13 protein-coding genes are annotated in these 16,681 nt (G+C 65.4%); 10 read left to right on the top strand and 3 right to left on the bottom strand.

The features are described from left to right. Nucleotides 1-31 precede the first annotated feature (31 nt). The 4 genes from ABQY64_RS16550 to ABQY64_RS16535 all read left to right on the top strand — a co-directional run bounded on the left by ABQY64_RS16550 (nt 32) and on the right by ABQY64_RS16535 (nt 3,934). Nucleotides 32-595 (top strand): adenylate kinase, encoded by a 564-nt coding sequence (locus tag ABQY64_RS16550; RefSeq protein WP_115511541.1) that lies wholly within the window; start codon nt 32-34, stop codon nt 593-595. 344 nt (nt 596-939) lie between these two features. After that, complete coding sequence (gene mpl, locus ABQY64_RS16545; RefSeq protein ID WP_349779468.1) at nt 940-2,310, top strand: UDP-N-acetylmuramate:L-alanyl-gamma-D-glutamyl-meso-diaminopimelate ligase; 1,371 nt, start codon at nt 940-942, stop codon at nt 2,308-2,310. Beyond that, nucleotides 2,307-2,903: an LON peptidase substrate-binding domain-containing protein gene (locus ABQY64_RS16540; protein WP_349779469.1), complete on the top strand. Its 597-nt coding sequence runs from the start codon at nt 2,307-2,309 to the stop codon at nt 2,901-2,903. The genes mpl and ABQY64_RS16540 overlap by 4 nt, the downstream gene beginning before the upstream one ends. Nucleotides 2,904-3,049: 146 nt before the next feature. After that, entirely contained in the window at nt 3,050-3,934 is an 885-nt protein-coding gene (locus ABQY64_RS16535; RefSeq protein WP_026064438.1) for a bestrophin family protein, read from the top strand. A 379-nt stretch (nt 3,935-4,313) separates the two neighbouring features. Here ABQY64_RS16535 and ABQY64_RS16530 read toward each other — a convergent pair whose 3' ends face one another. Next, entirely contained in the window at nt 4,314-6,401 is a 2,088-nt protein-coding gene (locus ABQY64_RS16530) for a bifunctional DedA family/phosphatase PAP2 family protein (RefSeq protein WP_104575494.1), read from the bottom strand. A 159-nt stretch (nt 6,402-6,560) separates the two neighbouring features. On the opposite strand from ABQY64_RS16530, the gene ABQY64_RS16525 reads away from it, so the two are divergent. The 4 genes from ABQY64_RS16525 to ABQY64_RS16510 all read left to right on the top strand — a co-directional run bounded on the left by ABQY64_RS16525 (nt 6,561) and on the right by ABQY64_RS16510 (nt 10,468). After that, nucleotides 6,561-7,220, top strand: coding sequence for a serine/threonine-protein kinase (locus ABQY64_RS16525; RefSeq protein ID WP_349779470.1), 660 nt, complete (start codon nt 6,561-6,563; stop codon nt 7,218-7,220). 194 nt (nt 7,221-7,414) lie between these two features. Next, on the top strand, nt 7,415-8,230 hold the full coding sequence (locus ABQY64_RS16520; RefSeq protein WP_166764557.1) for an NAD(P)-dependent oxidoreductase: 816 nt from the start codon (nt 7,415-7,417) through the stop codon (nt 8,228-8,230). A 214-nt stretch (nt 8,231-8,444) separates the two neighbouring features. Continuing rightward, entirely contained in the window at nt 8,445-9,419 is a 975-nt protein-coding gene (locus ABQY64_RS16515) for a YiiG family protein (protein ID WP_374151308.1), read from the top strand. 107 nt (nt 9,420-9,526) lie between these two features. Beyond that, nucleotides 9,527-10,468: a YiiG family protein gene (locus tag ABQY64_RS16510; RefSeq protein ID WP_184352119.1), complete on the top strand. Its 942-nt coding sequence runs from the start codon at nt 9,527-9,529 to the stop codon at nt 10,466-10,468. A gap of 538 nt (nt 10,469-11,006) precedes the next feature. Here the strand turns inward: ABQY64_RS16510 and ABQY64_RS16505 are convergent. Then, complete coding sequence (locus ABQY64_RS16505) at nt 11,007-11,879, bottom strand: ion transporter (RefSeq protein ID WP_102585218.1); 873 nt, start codon at nt 11,877-11,879, stop codon at nt 11,007-11,009. Nucleotides 11,880-11,951: 72 nt separating this feature from the next. Between ABQY64_RS16505 and ABQY64_RS16500 the strand changes: the two genes are divergently transcribed. Beyond that, nucleotides 11,952-13,178 (top strand): acetylornithine transaminase, encoded by a 1,227-nt coding sequence (locus ABQY64_RS16500; protein ID WP_349779471.1) that lies wholly within the window; start codon nt 11,952-11,954, stop codon nt 13,176-13,178. 235 nt (nt 13,179-13,413) lie between these two features. On the opposite strand, the gene ABQY64_RS16495 is transcribed toward ABQY64_RS16500, so the two are convergent. Next, the gene (locus ABQY64_RS16495; RefSeq protein WP_349779472.1) at nt 13,414-14,031 is read right to left on the bottom strand and encodes an HAD-IA family hydrolase; all 618 of its coding nucleotides are present in this window, start codon (nt 14,029-14,031) and stop codon (nt 13,414-13,416) included. A 297-nt stretch (nt 14,032-14,328) separates the two neighbouring features. On the opposite strand from ABQY64_RS16495, the gene ABQY64_RS16490 reads away from it, so the two are divergent. Beyond that, nucleotides 14,329-16,611, top strand: coding sequence for a TonB-dependent receptor (locus tag ABQY64_RS16490; RefSeq protein ID WP_026064441.1), 2,283 nt, complete (start codon nt 14,329-14,331; stop codon nt 16,609-16,611). Nucleotides 16,612-16,681: the final 70 nt, after the last annotated feature.

Below are 16,681 nucleotides of genomic sequence, written 5' to 3'. Positions count from 1 at the left end.
ACGCGTTTTTATTCGAAAGTGGAGTCCACTGATGCGATTGGTTCTGTTGGGACCGCCCGGTTCGGGCAAGGGCACCCAGGCGACACGTCTCAAAGACAAGTTTGAGATCCCGCATATTTCCACCGGCGATCTGCTGCGTGCCGAAGTGGCCGCCGGCTCGCCGCTGGGCCTGAAGGCCAAGGAAGTGATGGCACGCGGCGATCTGGTCTCCGACGAGATCTTGCTCGGCATGCTGGAGGCGCGGCTCGGTCAGGCCGATGTTGCCAACGGTTTCATCCTCGACGGCTATCCGCGCAACGTGGCGCAGGCCAATGCGCTGGACGACCTGCTCGGCAAGATCGGTCAACCGCTGGACGCGGTGGTGCAGCTGGATGTGGCCAGCGAATTGCTGGTCGAGCGCATCGCCGGCCGCGCCAAGGCCGAGGGCCGCGAGGACGACAATCCCGAGTCGGTGCGCAAGCGCCTGCAGGTCTATACCGACTCCACGGCGCCGGTGATCGGTTTCTACGAACAGCGCGGCAAGCTGGCACGCGTGGATGGCGTGGGCTCGCTGGATGAAGTGCTGCAGCGTATCGGCACCGCGCTCGGTCGCTGAGACGGTTCGGACCGGGCAGTGCGCCCGGTCCACCCGCCGCGCGCTGGCAGCTCGCATGGCTCACGCAATGCATTGATTGCACAAAAGAAAAACCCCGGGCGTACAAGACGCCCGGGGCAGAATAACGCCAGTAATGAGCTTGCTCAGAGCCCCACAGCATGAGCTCCCTGGGGATTTGGCCTCTTGGGGAGTAGGACCAAAGGGGTGCTGCGACTGGCGTTCAGCATAGTGATGGATGTGACGCAGTTCGCATATCGGGAAATTCCCGACAGTACGGTAGGTGTTTCCTGACATTGCGCTCGGCAGCGAGGCGGAATGGCCGGCAACTCCGGCGATCGGCGACAATGCGCTCCATGACCAAACTCCACATCCTCGGCATCGCCGGGACTTTCATGGGCGGTGTCGCCGTCCTTGCGCGCGAGCTGGGCTGGCAGGTAGAGGGCAGCGACCAGGCCATCTATCCGCCGATGTCCACCCAGTTGGAAACCCTCGGCATCGCGCTGGCACAAGGCTACGCGCCGTCCAATATTTCGGCCGATGCCAGCGATGTCGTCATCGGCAATGCCTTGTCGCGCGGCAACCCGGCGGTGGAAGCGGTGCTCGATGCCGGCCGTCGCTACAGCTCTGGTGCGCAGTGGCTGGCCGAGCAGGTGCTGCCGGGCCGCGACACCCTGGCCGTGGCCGGCACCCACGGCAAGACCACCACCACCACGATCCTGAGCTATCTGCTGGAGGCCGCCGGGCGCGCGCCGGGCTTTCTGATCGGCGGCGTGGCCGAAGATTTCGGCGTGTCGGCGCGGCTGGGCCAGGGGCGTGAATTCGTGGTGGAAGCGGACGAATACGACACCGCGTTCTTCGACAAGCGCAGCAAGTTCGTGCACTACCGGCCGCTGGTGGCGATCCTCAACAACCTCGAGTACGACCACGCCGACATCTTTCCGGACGTGGCCGCGATCCAGCGCCAGTTCCATCATCTGGTACGTACGGTGCCGGCGCGCGGGCGGCTGATCGTCAACGGCGAGGATGCGCGCCTGGCCGAGGTGCTGGCGATGGGCTGCTGGACCCCGGTGGAGCGCTTCGGTTTCGATGCCTCTCTCGAGTGGAGTGCCCGCTTGGTCGCCGCCGACGGCAGTGCGTTCGCGGTATTGCAGCGTGGGGTGGAGATCGGCCAGGTGCAGTGGCCGCTGGTCGGGCGGCATAACGTGCTCAATGGATTGGCGGCGCTGGCGGCCGTGCATGCGGTGGGCGTGGATCCGGCAACGGTGATGCCGGCGCTGGCGCGCTTTCAAAGCGTCAAACGGCGGCTGGAGCTGTTGGGGCAGGCGCGCGACATCACCGTGTACGACGACTTCGCCCATCACCCCACTGCGATTGCGACTACCTTGCAGGGCTTGCGTGCGAAGGTTGGTGCGGCGCGTGTGCTGGTGGCAATGGAGCCGCGCAGCAATTCGATGCGGCTGGGCGCACATGCGCAGGCGTTGGCGCCGTCGTTGCGCGATGCCGATGCGGTGGTGTTTCTGCATCGCCCCGAACTGGCCTGGGACGCCGCACCGATCATCGCGCAGGTGCGCGGTGACGCGCACGTGGCGCATGACGTGGAGGCGTTGCTGCAGACACTGGGCGAGATTGCGCAGCCGGGCGACCATGTGGTGTTCATGTCCAATGGCGGTTTCGATGGCGCGCCGCGTCGCTTCCTGGCGCAATTGTCCCGATGACCGGCCTCACGATCACCGCCGACACCAGCGCCTTGCCGCTGTTTCCGCTGCACAACGTGCTGTTGCCGGGTGCGGCAATGGGCTTGCGCGTGTTCGAACGCCGCTATCTGGATCTGGTGCGCGAGAGCGGCCGCACCGGCAGCAGCTTCGGTGTGTGCCTGATCCTGGATGGCAGCGAAGTCGGCGTGCCGGCAACACCGGCTGCGTTCGGCACCGAAGTGCGTATCGAGGATTTCGATGTCGGTGCCGATGGCGTGCTGGTGCTGCGCCTGCGTGGCACGCGTCGCTTCCGTGTGCAGCGCTCGCGCATCCGCGACAACGGGTTGGTGGTCGGCGAGGTGAGTTGGTGCGAGCCCGACAGCGACGACGAACTGCGGCCCGAGCATGGCCTGCTGGCAACCGTGCTCGAGCGCATGCTCGAACAAGTCGGCGGCGAATTCGCCTCTGCCGGGCCGGAGCTGCTGGACCAGGCGGCATGGGTCGGCTGGCGGCTGGCCGAACTGCTGCCGTTGACCGAGCAGCAGCGTCTGTCGCTGTTGCAACTGGACGATCCGCATCGGCGCCTGGACCAGTTGCTGGCCTGGATGCCGTGACGCGGTGAGGCAGGCGCGCGCGTGACCCATCACCGCGCTTGCACCCTTGCAACGGCACACTCGCCACGCTTGAGTGCGCTCACGATGGCATCCATGCAGTGGATGCGCGCATGGGCGTCACTCGTTTTCGATCCACGGAGTGTGCCTTGATCATCGATGTCAAACCGCGTGTGGCGGATGTGTTCAGTCAGGTCTGGCGGACCCTGGCGGTGTTGTTCGTATGGGACGTGTTGATCACGATCATCTACTACGTGCTGCCGTTCCGCGCGCCTGCGTTGCCGTTGACCATCTTCGGTTCGGCGCTGGCGTTGTTCCTGGGCTTTCGCGCCAACTCGACCTATCAGCGCTGGTGGGAAGGGCGTGTGCTGTGGGGCCAGATGATCAATGCATCGCGCAATCTGGTACGCCTGAGCATCAGCATCCTGTCCGCACCGGAGGCGGCAGCGCTGGGCCGCACCATCGCGCTGCGCCAGATCGCCTACGTCAATGTGTTGCGCTGCCAGCTGCGCCGGCTTCCGGTGGCGATGGCGCTGGAGCCGCGTCTGCATGCTGACGAAGTGGCCGCGGTGATCACGCGCACCAATGTCGCCAATGGCTTGCTCGACACCACCGGGCGCAGCGTCGAACAGGCGCGTCGTGATGGCTGGATCGACAGCATTCAACAAGCCAGTGTCGAGCGCATCCTGGTGGATATTGCCAACGCGCAGGGCGGCATGGAACGGCTGAAAAATACGCCGTTGCCGTATCAATACCGCTTCTATCCGAACCTGTTCACGCGGCTGTTCTGCGTCTTGCTGCCGATCGGCCTGGTAGAGACGCTGCAGTACGCAACGCCGGTGGGGTCGACCGTGGCGGGCCTGATGTTCCTGGCGGTGCTCAAGATCGGCGACGAGTTGGTCGACCCGTTCGCCAATACCATCCATGACCTGCCGCTGGACAGCATGTGCCGCACGGTGGAAATCGACGCGCTGCAGGCCATCGGCGAACAGGCGCCCGAGCCTATGCAGCCGGTGGATGGCGTGCTGTGGTGAGTGCATCGCGCCTGCACCAATGCGGTTTGTGCATATCCAAACGGCGCTGAGGCGCAAGCTCTCGGTCACCTTGAGAGCTGATCGAACGGTGCGGATGCGTCGGTTGTAGAGCGGCTGATCTGCGGCCTAGCTACAGGGGCCCTTGCCCGCCTATCGTCGCGGATGCTGCCACCGAGCCTCCACGGACGGATGCACGGCGTGTCCCGCGAGCGATGAGGGCGCCGCGCGCTCGACCAACCAGGCTGGTGGCCTAGACATTCGGCTGCATCCAAGCGATGCGGACACTTTGCCGCCATCGATGCAGCGTTCAAGAAGTTTTATTAGCAGTTCTTATCTACAGGACAACGCGTTCGTTGACCGATCGCTGTTGCCCGATCGATCAATGGCGCTGCTGTGACGGACCCGATGCGGCCGGATTGGATGCCGTGGTGTCCGTCTGCGGCGCAGCGTTGTCTTTGTCCTCTTGCCGCAGCGCATTTCCCGACGTGCTGTCGATCAGGATCACCGGCACCTGCGAGCGGCGGCGCTGTTCCAGGCGATACGGCAACGGGTCCAGTGCCTGGCGCAAGGCGCTCAGTGCCGGGTCGACCCCACGCAGCGGATACCACAGGCCGATCAGGCTGAAGTGGCGGCTGTAGCGCAGCGTCTGCGTGCTGCCCACCCACAACGGTTGCGCGCCGGGCTGCAGGCGTGCGGCCGCCGGCCACAGGCGCAACACATGCACATGGCCGGGCGCAGCGTGACGCACCATCAGCAGGGCTTCGACCTGCGTGTCCAGCGTGGCCGGCAGGATCGGCACCTCGTCCGGGCGACCACTGACATCCAGCAGATGCAGCGCCTGTTCCCAACCGGCTTGCGGTTGCACCCGCCAGCCGCGTGCTTCCAGCTGACGCTGCAGCGGTGCCAGCGGGCCGGCCAGTTGCACGTCCAGCGGCCAGCGCTGGTCGTCGTCGAATTCGTTACGCCGTGCCGGCAGCAGGCGCCACTGGCCATTCCACCAGTCGCTGGCGGGCAACTCCATCAGCAACGGTGGCGGCGGTTCGAACCTGGCCAGCTTGGTGCCCAGGTTGCGCGGCGCGAACACGACCGCGCAGGTCAGGAACACGCCGTAGAAGATCCACGAGACCGGCTTGACCCAAAAGGCGCGGGTGGCGCGACGGCGATAGGCGATGCCCAGCACCAGCAGCCAGAAGATGCCGAACAGCATGCCGCCGACCACGTCGCTGAGCCAGTGCGCGCCCAGATACAGGCGCGCGAAGCCGATCAGCGACACGATCGCGCCACTGACCAGGTACGGCCACACCCGGCGCCGGCCCGGCAGCTCGCGCGCGATCAGCAGCGCAAAGAAGCCAAAGCCGATCGTGGCCATGGTGACCGCTACCGACGGAAACCCGAAACCGCTGCTGGCCGCCGGCGGGCGCACCACCTGCACGGTGGCGCCCAGCAATTGTGTCAATGCCAGGCCGAAGGCCAGCGCGATCACCCAATGCGCCACCGCCATCCAGCGGCGCCGCCAGGCCAGATAGCCCATCGCCGCCGCAATCGCCGGCAGCAGCACCTGCCAATCGCCCAGCGATGCCAGCGCCACCATCGGGTAGTCGGCCAGCGGGTTGCGCAGCGCCAGCATCAGATCGTGCACGGCCAGGTCCACGCGCAGTGGCTCACCGTGCGCCAGCACCACCATCAGCAACACGAACCAGCCCCAGCCCAGCAGCAACAGCATCAACGCCATCATCGCCAGCGGTACCGACTCGCGACGGCGCGGGTCGAACACGCTCACCGACCAGTTGCCCAGCACCGGATGCCGATGCGACCACTCCAGCAGGCGCGCCAGCAAGGCGTCCAGATGGCCGGCCGACCAGCGGTACGAGTACAGCACCATCGCCCAGGCCAGGCCGATCACGGCGGCCAGCAAGGCGACCACCACGAACAGCCGGCCGGCCACCGCGGCCACCGCGTCGTAGGCGGTACCCAGTACCCAGCCGGGCACCAGGAACAGCAGCGCCCACGAGATGCAGGCCAGGGCGCTGGCGATCAGATAGCGTTTGAACGGCATGTGCGACATGCCGGCGATGGCCGGCACGAATGGCCGCACCGCGCCCACGTAACGCGCGATCAGGATGCTCTTGAAGGCATTGCGCCGGAACAGCAGCTCGCCACGCTCCAGCAGTTGCGGGTAGCGGCGAAACGGCCAGTAGGCGTGCAGCTGGTGGCCCCAACGGTGGCCGACCCAGAAGCTCAGCGCATCGCCGACGAAGGCGCCCAGGGTGGCGCAGGCCACCGCATACGGCCCGTTGATCTGCCCCAGCCCGATCAGCACACCGATGGCGAACAGCAATGGCAGCGCCGGCACGATGGCACCGAGCACGATCACCGCATCGGAAAATGCGATGGCAAAGATCACCACGCCAGCCAGGGTGGGGTGGTGTCCGATCCACTCCAGCGTGGCGTCGATCCATGAATTCATCCCACGATTATAGGTGGGCATGGCGACGAGGTGACTTGCGCCCTCGTCACATCGCCCGGTCCGCTTCACCTCGGGTTGCGGGCTGGCAACGCCGCACGCCACGGTGACATGCAGGCAACGCACGCTGTGGCGATGCAGGCGCCCCGCCTACAATGGGGGATGAGTGACGATTCCGCCGGCAACCTACCGCTGAAGTCCGATACCTTCGGGCGCATCCTGTTGATCCGCGATGCCGATCGCCTGTTCGTGCGGCGTGACCTGAGCGCGGCGCCATGGCTGCTGCGCGGGGTGGCCTGGTGGCTGGCGCGGCGCGAAGCCCTGGCCCTGCGCCAGCTCGATGGCCTGGCGCGGACACCGCGTCTGTTGCACTGGGACGGACGCCATCTGGACCGCAGCTATCTGGCCGGCGACGCGATGTACCAGCGCCCGCCGCGCGGCGATCTGGCCTACTTCCGCCGTGCGCGCAGGTTGTTGCAGCAGTTGCACCGCCGCGGGGTGGCGCACAACGATCTGGCCAAGGAAGCCAACTGGCTGGTGCAGGACGACGGCAGCCCGGCGGTGATCGACTTCCAGCTGGCGGTACGCGGCAATCCGCGCGCGCCCTGGATGCGTCTGCTTGCACGCGAGGATCTGCGTCACCTGCTCAAGCACAAGCGCATGTACTGCCCGGCCGCGATCACCCCGGTGGAACGCCGCGTGCTCAAGCGCACCTCCTGGGTCCGCAAGCTGTGGTTCGCCACCGGCAAACCGGTCTACCGCTTCGTGACCCGCCGCGTGCTGCATTGGGAAGACAACGAGGGGCGGGGGCCGAGGCCTTGAGGGGCGGGGATTGGTTGTTGGGGATTGGGGATTCGTAAGAGCGTATGGCTTGGGGCTGCGGGTTGGTCGATGCGAGTGGGGGAGGCGATACGCTTTTGCGAATCCCGAATCCCGAATCCCGAATCCCGCACCGTTCTTGCTCGGGTTGTAAGCTTTTGCGAATCCCCAATCCCCAATCCCCAATCCCCAATCCCATGACCTTAAACGGCAAAACCCTCTTCATCACCGGTGCCTCGCGCGGGATCGGCCTGGCGATTGCGTTGCGGGCGGCGCGGGATGGGGCCAATGTGGCGATTGCGGCCAAATCGGCAGTGGCCAATCCCAAGTTGCCCGGCACCATCCACAGCGCGGCCGCGGCGGTGACTGCGGCCGGTGGGCAGGCGCTGGCGCTCAAGTGCGATATCCGCGACGAAGCGCAGGTGCGTGCCGCGGTAGCCGCCACGGTCGATACGTTTGGCGGCATCGATATCCTGGTCAACAACGCCAGTGCGATCTGGTTGCGTGGTTCGTTGGAGACGCCGATGAAGCGCTTCGACCTGATGCAGCAGGTCAACGCGCGCGGCAGTTTTCTGTGCGCGCAAGCGTGCCTGCCGCATCTGTTGCAGGCGCCCAATCCGCATATCCTCACGCTGGCGCCGCCACCGTCCTTGAACCCGGCGTGGTGGGGCGCGCATACCGGCTACACGCTGGCCAAGATGGGCATGAGCCTGGTGACGCTGGGGCTGGCAGCCGAGTTCGGCCCGCAGGGCGTGGCGATCAATGCGCTATGGCCGCGCACGGTGATCGCCACCGATGCGATCAACATGATCGATGGCGTGGATGCGGCCGCGTGTCGCCGGCCGGAGATCATGGCCGACGCGGCACATGCGGTGCTGACGCGCGAGGCGGCCGGATTTCATGGCCAGTTCCTGATCGACGACCAGGTGCTGGCCGAGGCCGGCGTCACCGACCTGAGCGGCTACGCGGTCGACCCGTCGCGCGCGTTGTTGCCGGACCTGTTTCTCGACTGAGCGCGGCCAACGGCCCGCGCGCGCAGCCGGCCTGATACGGATACGCCGTCAGCGGCGCATGCGGCCAGCGCGATTCGAAAAAATCGATGCAGCGGACCAGCGGCCGCGCCCCCGCGTGCCAGGCCGTAGGCGCCCGGGCGTGAGCACAGGGAGTTCACAGTCGTGTTTGCTATCGTGCGCGGCTGAAACCGTTTCCAACAGGGATGTACAGCGCGTGTCTCCGATGTTCCGTGTAGTCGTTTTGGCGGCGTCCGTGTCCGTCCTGGTGGCCGCTTGCGGCGGCAAGTCGCCGCCGCCTGCAACCGGTGCCAAGACGAGTGAAAAACAGCCGGACTCCCTGCAAGGCGTGACCGCAAAGCTCGGCGCCTACATCGACTGCTTCAACCGCATCGATGCGAAGGTGCACGCCGGCGCCAGGCAATACACCGGCTGGATGCAGGACCCGTTCGCCGGCCCCACCGGTCGCGAATCCGGCATGACCGGTCCGTACGATATCGACGCCTACGACATGAAGCAGTGCGATGCGCCGGTCAGCGCGGCCGCTGCGGCGAACCCGTCGCTGCCTGCATTGGACAAGGCAGCGCGCGATTACCGCGCGGCGTTGAAGGCGCTGCAGCCGATCAGTCACGCGGTAGCCGACTACTACACGCGTCAGGACTACGAAGACGACCAGTTCGCCAAGGGCAAGCAGCTGCACCCGGAGCTGATGGAGGTGCTGGCCACCTATGCCGATGCCAGTACCGCCTTCAGCGCCGAACTGGACACGCAAAACGACGCGGCGCAACGCGAAAAACTCAAGATGCTGGAGCAGGGCGAGGGCCGCACGCGCGAATACTACCGGCTGGCAATGATGCTCGACGCCAAGGAGATCGCCGATGCGCTGGAACAGGAGCAGTTCGACGTGCCACGGGTCAATACGCTGCTGGACGGCTTCAACCGCCTCTCCGACGAGGCGCATGCCAAGGTGGCCGATCAGGAACCGGGCAAGCTGGACTGGAATAGCTTCGAGACCGCTGCGGAGACCTTCCGCAGACAAGCCAAGGCGCGGGTGAAACGCGTGGTCGAACGAACGCCCTATAGCAAGATGGAACAGGGCTGGCTGGATAACCCCTCGCTGGCGCCGGAGGGTTCGCCACGCAAGTTGCTCAACACGTACAACGCGCTGGTGTTCGAAAGCAATCGTCAGTAATTGCCGCGCTGCAGCCGCCGCGCGCGTGCCGCGGGTGCGCCGCGTCAGATGTCATTCGGCCGCACGCTGCGGCAGCCACCTCGTTCAACCCATCACTGGAACCCAAGATGACCCTTCGACTTCGTTATGCGCCGCTCACCGCGGCGATGGCTTTCGCCGCGCTGCTTGCCGGCTGCCAGAAAGACGCACCTGCCGCCGCAGTGGAAGGCGCCGACAAGATCAATGCCTACATCACGTGCTTCAATGGCGTTGAGCAGCCGATCCATGAGAGCTACCAGCAATACATCGAGTGGATGCAGGACCCCGAGGCTGGCCCGACCGGCAAGGAAAGCGGCATCCATGCACCGGGCACGGTGCTGTCGCATCACGTGGACGAATGTGGCGCGCCGATGACTGCGGCCTTGGCGCAAACACCCGCCAACCCCGAGCTCGATCCGGTGGCCAAGACCTATCAGGAACGGTTCACCACGCTCAACGAGCGTATCGGCGAAGCGGTGCGCTACTACGACCGCGAGGATTATCTGCGCGACGACGGCAAGGGCATGAAGGCGCTACACGCACCGCTGATGCAGGCCTATCATGCGTTCTTCGAAGCCGGCGAAGCCATGAATACCGCCCTCGAACGTAACGAAGACATGCGTCGCCAGGCGCAGATCGATGCGATCGAAAAGGAAGAAGGTCGCAGCGCCTCCTGGTATCACCTGAAGATCATCGGCGAAGGCAAGCAGTTGGTGCAGGTGCTCGACAGCGACACACCGGATCTTGCCGCAGCGCAGTCCCAGCTGGCGCGTTACCAAGGCATTCTGGAAGAGGCGCAGAAAGCCAAGGTCGGCCAGGGCGATGCAATGTGGGGCCACATGGAACGCTCCGCCGACAAGCTGGCGCGCGAGTCCGGGCGACTGGTCGAGCGTATCCGCACCAAGACACCATTGAACAAGAGCGAGCAGATGCTGCTGGAAAGCGGCTCCATGCCGCCGGGCGGCACCCGCCAGGCCGTGCTAGCCAGCTACAACGATCTGATCGACATGAGCAACCGCATGTCGCATTGATGCTGTGCAGGTACTCCTGTCGCATTGTGTAAGCGCATCGCGCACTGCTCTTACCGTGCACACCGACTATCTCGACAGGTCCTTGCCCGCCCATCGTCGCGGGACCTTACGCGGCATGGATGCCGCGTAAGAGCCTACAAGGACGTACTTGCGGCGTGTCCTGCGATGGTGGGCGGGCAAGGGCCCTGCAGCCAAGTAACAGATCATCCGCTCTACGACTGATCCATCAGCACTATCCAAGTCCATCGAAACACAACGCATAAAGAAATCTAGGCCTGGAAGCGTGGCCGTGTTTGGGCGCGATCAGATGCTTAGATTAAAAGCTCGGTGAGTCGAAGGCGCGTTACCCTCACCGCTCGCGGGACACGCCGTGAATCCGTTGCTGAATGCTCTATAGCGGCGTCCTTTCCGCTGACGGTCTCGAAATCGATAAGAACACCACGCCCGCCAGCCTAGTGGTGTGCCGATGGGAACCGCAAAGCCGGCTGCCTCCGCTTCTCGGCGGGCGCAGGAGTCGCGTCGCGTCGGCAGCACCGCGTCAGCCGTTGGAGATCTCCGGCAGCGGCTCGGCACACTGGCGGCAATAGCGTGCATCGGGCGCGTGGCCTTCCAGCCCGCAACGTGGGCAATTGCGCGTATCGCGCTTGCCGGTGTGGCCACCTTCGCGCAGCGTGCTGGCCAGTTCGGCGGTATAGATGCCGGTGGGCACGGCGATGATGCTGTAGCCGATCAGGATCAGCGCCGAGGTAATGAAGCGGCCCAGCGTGGTCTGCGGCACCAGGTCGCCAAACCCCACCGTGGCCATGGTCACGATGGCCCAGTACATGCTGGTCGGGATGCTGGTGAACCCGTGTTGCGGACCTTCGATCACATACATCGTGGCGCCGGCGATCACGGTGATGGTGAGCACGCTGAACAGGAACACCAGCACCTTGCGCCTGCTGCGCCACAGCGCGTCCACCAGTTGCCCGCTTTCCTCGATGTAGCGGGTGAGCTTGAGGATGCGGAACAGGCGCAGGATGCGCAGCACGCGCACCACCAGCAACGTCTGCGCACCTGGCACGAAGAACGACAGATAGCTGGGCAGGATCGAGAGCAGGTCGATCACGCCCCATACGCTCAGTGCGTAATGCAGCGGGCGCCGCACCACCGCCAGGCGCAACGCGTATTCGATGGTGAACAAGACCGTGAACGCCCATTCCAGCGGCACCAGCCAGTGCGCCGAATGCGAATGGATGCGCGGCACGCTGTCGATCATGATCACCACCACGCTGGTGAGGATCGCCACCACCAGCATCAGGTCGAAATTGCGCGATGGGCGGGTGTCGTGCCGGTAGATGATGTCGAACCATTGCCGGCGCCAGCCGTGGTCGGTGGCGGGAGTGAGCTGAGGATCGGAGAAGGGGCGCATCCGCGCATTGTGCCGCAGGCCGGCGAATGCGCGAGAATGCGCGTTCTCCCTCCGCTTCTGTGACCCACCATCATGAGCACCGCTGCCGATTCGCCCCTGTCCCTCGCGCATTACTACCTGCCGGTGTATCGCCCGCGCCAGGTGGTGCTGGAGCGTGGCCAGGGCAGTCGCGTGTGGGACGACCAGGGCCGCGAGTACGTGGACCTGTCCGCCGGCATCGCGGTCAGCGGGCTGGGCCACAACGATCCGGACCTGATGGCCGCGCTGACCGAGCAGGCCGGCAAGCTGTGGCACACCAGCAATGTGTTCTTCAGTGCGCCGCCGTTGAAGCTGGCCGAAGAGCTGGTCACCGCCTCGCGCTTCGCGCACAAGGTGTTCCTGTGCAATTCGGGTGCCGAGGCCAACGAAGCGGCGATCAAGCTGGTGCGCAAGTGGGCCAGCAGTCAGGGCCGCCCGGCCGACAAGCGCGTGATCGTGACCTTCCGCGGCAGCTTCCATGGGCGCACCCTGGCAGCGGTCACCGCCACCGCGCAGCCCAAGTATCAGGAAGGCTACGAGCCGCTGCCCGGCGGGTTTCGCTATGTGGACTTCAACGATGTCGCCGCGCTGGAAGCGGCCATGGCCTCGGGCGATGTGGCTGCGGTGATGGTCGAGCCGATCCAGGGCGAGGGCGGGGTGATGCCGGCGGCGCCGGGTTTCCTGAGCCGCGTGCGTGCGCTATGCGACCAGCACGATGCGCTGCTGGTGCTGGACGAGATCCAGTGCGGGATGGGCCGTACCGGCACGCTGTTCGCGCATTGGCAGGAGCAGGTGACGCCGGACATCGTGACGCTGGCCAAGGCGCTGGGTGGCGGCTTCCCGATCGGCGCGATGCTGGCCGGCCCCAAGGTGGCCGAAACCATGCAGTTCGGCGCGCACGGCACCACCTTCGGCGGCAACCCGCTGGCCGCGGCAGTGGCGCGCGTGGCGCTGCGCAAGCTTGCCTCGCCGCAGATCGCCGAGAACGTAGAACGTCAGTCGGCGGCGCTGCGCGCCGGCCTGGAGGCGCTCAACACCGAGTTCGGCCTGTTCGCCCAGATCCGCGGGCGTGGCCTGATGCTGGGCGCGGTGCTGGCGCCGGCGCATGCCGGGCAGGCCGGTGCGATCCTGGATTTTGCCGCCAAGCATGGCCTGCTGTTGTTGCAGGCGGGGCCGGATGTGCTGCGCTTCGTGCCGGCACTGAATCTGACCGATGCCGAGCTGGCCGATGGGTTGGAACGCCTGCACCTGGCCATTGCCGAGTACGTGGCGCAGGAGTAATGGAGTCCTGCGCGTTCTGCACCGTCGTGGCGGGTGCCGTGCCGGTGAGCGTGGTGGGGTAAGAAGCGCGGGTCGTTGTTGCGCTTCTTCGACGCGTTCAATGCTGCGAGCGTCGTCTTGCGTCACCCTTGAGGGTGATCAGTGTTTCGCGATGCTCAACGATTCCCGATTCCCGATTCCCGATTCCCGATTCCCGATTCCCAATCCCCAATCCCCAATCCCCAATCCCGGCTCCTCACCCCAGCCCATACCGCTTCAGCACCCGCCGCAACGCCCGCGCATCGCGCACCGTGTCCGCATGCAGGCCGGCGGCACGCGCGCCGCGCACGTTGACGAACAGATCGTCGACAAACAACGTGCGCGCAGCACTAGTATCCAGTTGTGCAAGCGCGCGCTGATACACCTGCACATCGGGCTTGCGGCCGCCGAGTGCGCCGCTGCACAGCACGCGGCCCTGCAATAGCGGAAACAGCGGCGGCACGATCCGCTCAATCGCTTCCACCATCAACGGCCCGTTGTTGGTGAGCACCGCCACCGCGGTGGTTGCCGCCACCGCCAGCACCTGCGTCAGCACCGCCGGGTCGGCGCGGCATGCCGCCACGCGTGCGTCGATCCAGGTGGCGCGATCGATCGCGCAGCCAAGACCCTCGCTGAGCTGAGCCAGATAGGCCGGCGTGTCGATCACCCCGGCGTCGTAGGCGCGCTCCAGGCCCTGCTCGAACAACACCTGTTGCACACGTTGCGGCGTGCACGCCGCTGCATTGGCAAGCGCCGCCACACGGCGCGGCCGCGAATAGCTGGCCAGCACGCCGTCGAAATCGAGCAGTAACAGGGACGGTGCTGCAGGCGGCATGGGCGGACTCGAGATGTGGCGGGGCAGCGTTGTCGATTCGCCGCGGCATGGCAAGCGTGCAAGACCTGGTATGTCCGGATCCACGCAGGTGGGTGGGGATAGTACCTATTCAGATCGTTGAATTCGGCAGCAACCTACCCACCCACGCCGCCCCTACCCTCCGCGCGGCGCTTGCGGTGGAACTGTGCTGGGTATGGTCGATGCATGCCGCATCTGCGGTGTCAGCCGGTCTTGGGGAGCGGGCCCGGTCACTAAGCACGTCACACCATCCAGGGGGTCGATTGCATGCGCAAGCGCTTGAACACCGATCAACTGGCGGCGTCGGTCGCCGCCATTCTCACCACTGCCACGCGTGGTCGCACGCTGGCTTCGATGACCTTGGTGCTGGCTGGCGCACACAGCCTGCCCGTCCTGGCACAGGAAGCGCGCACGCTGGACGCGGTCAGCGTGGTCGGTACCGGTTCCACGCGCACCACGGCTTCCATCTCCGTTGCCGAGATCCAGGCCCAGGTGCCCGGCGTGGCACCGCAGCAGTTGCTGGCGAGCCTGCCCGGCGTGAATGTGCAGACCACCGATCCGTTCGGGCTGTACGAATTCGGCGACTCGATGACCATCCGCGGCTTTTCCGCCAACCAGATCGGCGTGACCCTGGACGGCATCCCGATCGAAACCTTCGACACCCGCGAAGGCGGCCCGATCACCCGCTACGTGTCCAGCGAGAACCTGCTCGACGTCACCGTGTCGGCCGGCTCCGGCGATGTCACCCAGCCTTCCTACCACGCACTCGGCGGTGCGATCCGCTACACCAGCCTGCCCCCGAAAGGCGGCGACAGCTGGAGCGGCAATCTCACCCAGACCATCGGCTCGGACGATCTGGTACGCAGCTTCGTGCGGCTGGATACGCCGGATTGGTGGGAAGGCGGCCCCAGCGCCTATCTGTCTGCCTCGCGCACGCAGGGCGGGGTGTGGGACATGGAACCGGCCACGCAGAAGAGCGATCACTTCGAAGCCAAGATCCGCCAGGCCTGGGACGTGGGCCACCTGACCCTGGGCTGGATCTACAACAACCGCAAGGACTACGACGTGCAGTCGTACAACTCCGACGGCTCGGTCGCGTGGGATCTGCACGAACGCATCACCGGCAATCCGGAAGTGGATGCCGAGCATTACAGCGAATGGCAGAACGGCCGCCGCGACTCGCTGCTCAGCCTGCACGGCGATTTCCTGTTCAACGATGCGATCGGTTTCACCTTCACCGGCTACTACGAGAACAAGCATGGTTACGGCGTCGGCGGCACGCCGCCGAGCACGGCCACTGGCCTGTACAACGATGCCATCGCCGGTACGCCGGGGCGCACCGACATCGCCATCAACGACCCGCAGATCGTCGATGCCAACGGCAATGTCACCCGCGTCGGTGCGATGACGCGGCGCGAGGAAATCATGGGCGGCGATCGCTACGGCGTGACCACTGCGGTGTCGTGGGAGACCGAGCACAACAAGCTCGAAGTCGGTGCGTGGTACGAGAACTACGACTTCGACCAGGTGCGCCCGCTGTACAACCTTGACCCGGCCACCGGCGCACTGCTCAAGGGCTCGCTGCCGATCGTCATCTACTACGACAACCATTTCTCCACCGAGGTGAAGCAGCTCTACATCAAGGACACGCTGCGCCTGCTCGATGACCGGCTCACCATGGAGTTCGGTGCCAAGGGACTGGATGTCAAACGCGACTACAACGGCATCGCCAATCTCGATGACTTCAATGTCGGCGTGCGCCGCGATGTCACCATCAAGAACAGCGACTGGTTCCAGCCGCAGGTCGGCGCCAGCTTCCAGCTTGCCGAGGGCGTGCAGGTGTTCGCCAACTACGCGGAGAACTTCAGCTCGGCGCCGCGGCTGGCATTGACCTCGGGCGCATTCAATCCGGATATCGCGCCGGAGGAATCCACCAATATCGATATCGGCATCCGCGCCGAATCTAGCCAGTGGAGCGGCTACGTCGCTGCCTACAAGATCGATTACGAAAACCGCATCATCGCGCTGACCGACCCGGATCCATTGGTGGTCGCACCCACCATCTACGCCAACGTCGGCGACGTGCAGACCTATGGCGCGGAAGTGTCGGGTATGTGGAAGCCGGCACCGGGCTGGCGGCTGGGGGCGTCGCTGACCTGGAACAAATCCGAGTTCCAGGACAACTATTTCGGCCCGGTCAGCGGCAACCTGGTGCAGGTGGAAGGCAACGAAGTGCCGGACTCGCCCAAGGTGATGTTCAGCCTCAACGGCGGTTGGGAGGGCGAGCATTTCTTCGCCAACCTCGACACCAAATACACCGGCAAGCGCTACGGCGACACGCTCAATACCGACCAGGTGGATGCCACCTTCATCGTCAACGGCAGCCTCGGCTATCAGGGCGAGGATGCCGGGTTCCTGGCCGGTGGGCGGCTGCAGTTGTCGGTCTACAACCTGTTCGACAAGGACGATGCGATCGGTGCGGTGTTCCCGAACGAAAGTTCCGGCTCGTATCAGTTGATCGCACCGCGCCAGCTGTTCGCCAGTCTGTCCTACAAGTTCTGAGGCGGTGATGCGGCCGGCGTCACTGCCGGCCGCGTCATGCGTTTTGTCAGTCGCACTCGTTCCATGACAT

The sequence above is a fragment of the Xanthomonas sp. WHRI 7065 genome (assembly GCF_040203115.2).
In the GTDB taxonomy this organism is placed as follows: domain Bacteria; phylum Pseudomonadota; class Gammaproteobacteria; order Xanthomonadales; family Xanthomonadaceae; genus Xanthomonas; species Xanthomonas arboricola.
This window is presented reverse-complemented; position numbering and strand designations above follow the sequence as displayed.

Bases quoted from the DNA above. Each gene is read 5' to 3' on its own strand.
- ABQY64_RS16520 (WP_166764557.1), top strand. From the start codon at position 7,415: ATGACCTTAAACGGCAAAACCCTCTTCATCACCGGTGCCTCGCGCGGG.
- ABQY64_RS16540 (WP_349779469.1), top strand. From the start codon at position 2,307: ATGACCGGCCTCACGATCACCGCCGACACCAGCGCCTTGCCGCTGTTT.
- ABQY64_RS16530 (WP_104575494.1), bottom strand. From the start codon at position 6,401: ATGAATTCATGGATCGACGCCACGCTGGAGTGGATCGGACACCACCCC.
- mpl (WP_349779468.1), top strand. From the start codon at position 940: ATGCGCTCCATGACCAAACTCCACATCCTCGGCATCGCCGGGACTTTC.
- ABQY64_RS16495 (WP_349779472.1), bottom strand. From the start codon at position 14,031: ATGCCGCCTGCAGCACCGTCCCTGTTACTGCTCGATTTCGACGGCGTG.
- ABQY64_RS16505 (WP_102585218.1), bottom strand. From the start codon at position 11,879: ATGCGCCCCTTCTCCGATCCTCAGCTCACTCCCGCCACCGACCACGGC.
- ABQY64_RS16550 (WP_115511541.1), top strand. From the start codon at position 32: ATGCGATTGGTTCTGTTGGGACCGCCCGGTTCGGGCAAGGGCACCCAG.
- ABQY64_RS16525 (WP_349779470.1), top strand. From the start codon at position 6,561: ATGAGTGACGATTCCGCCGGCAACCTACCGCTGAAGTCCGATACCTTC.
- ABQY64_RS16510 (WP_184352119.1), top strand. From the start codon at position 9,527: ATGACCCTTCGACTTCGTTATGCGCCGCTCACCGCGGCGATGGCTTTC.
- ABQY64_RS16500 (WP_349779471.1), top strand. From the start codon at position 11,952: ATGAGCACCGCTGCCGATTCGCCCCTGTCCCTCGCGCATTACTACCTG.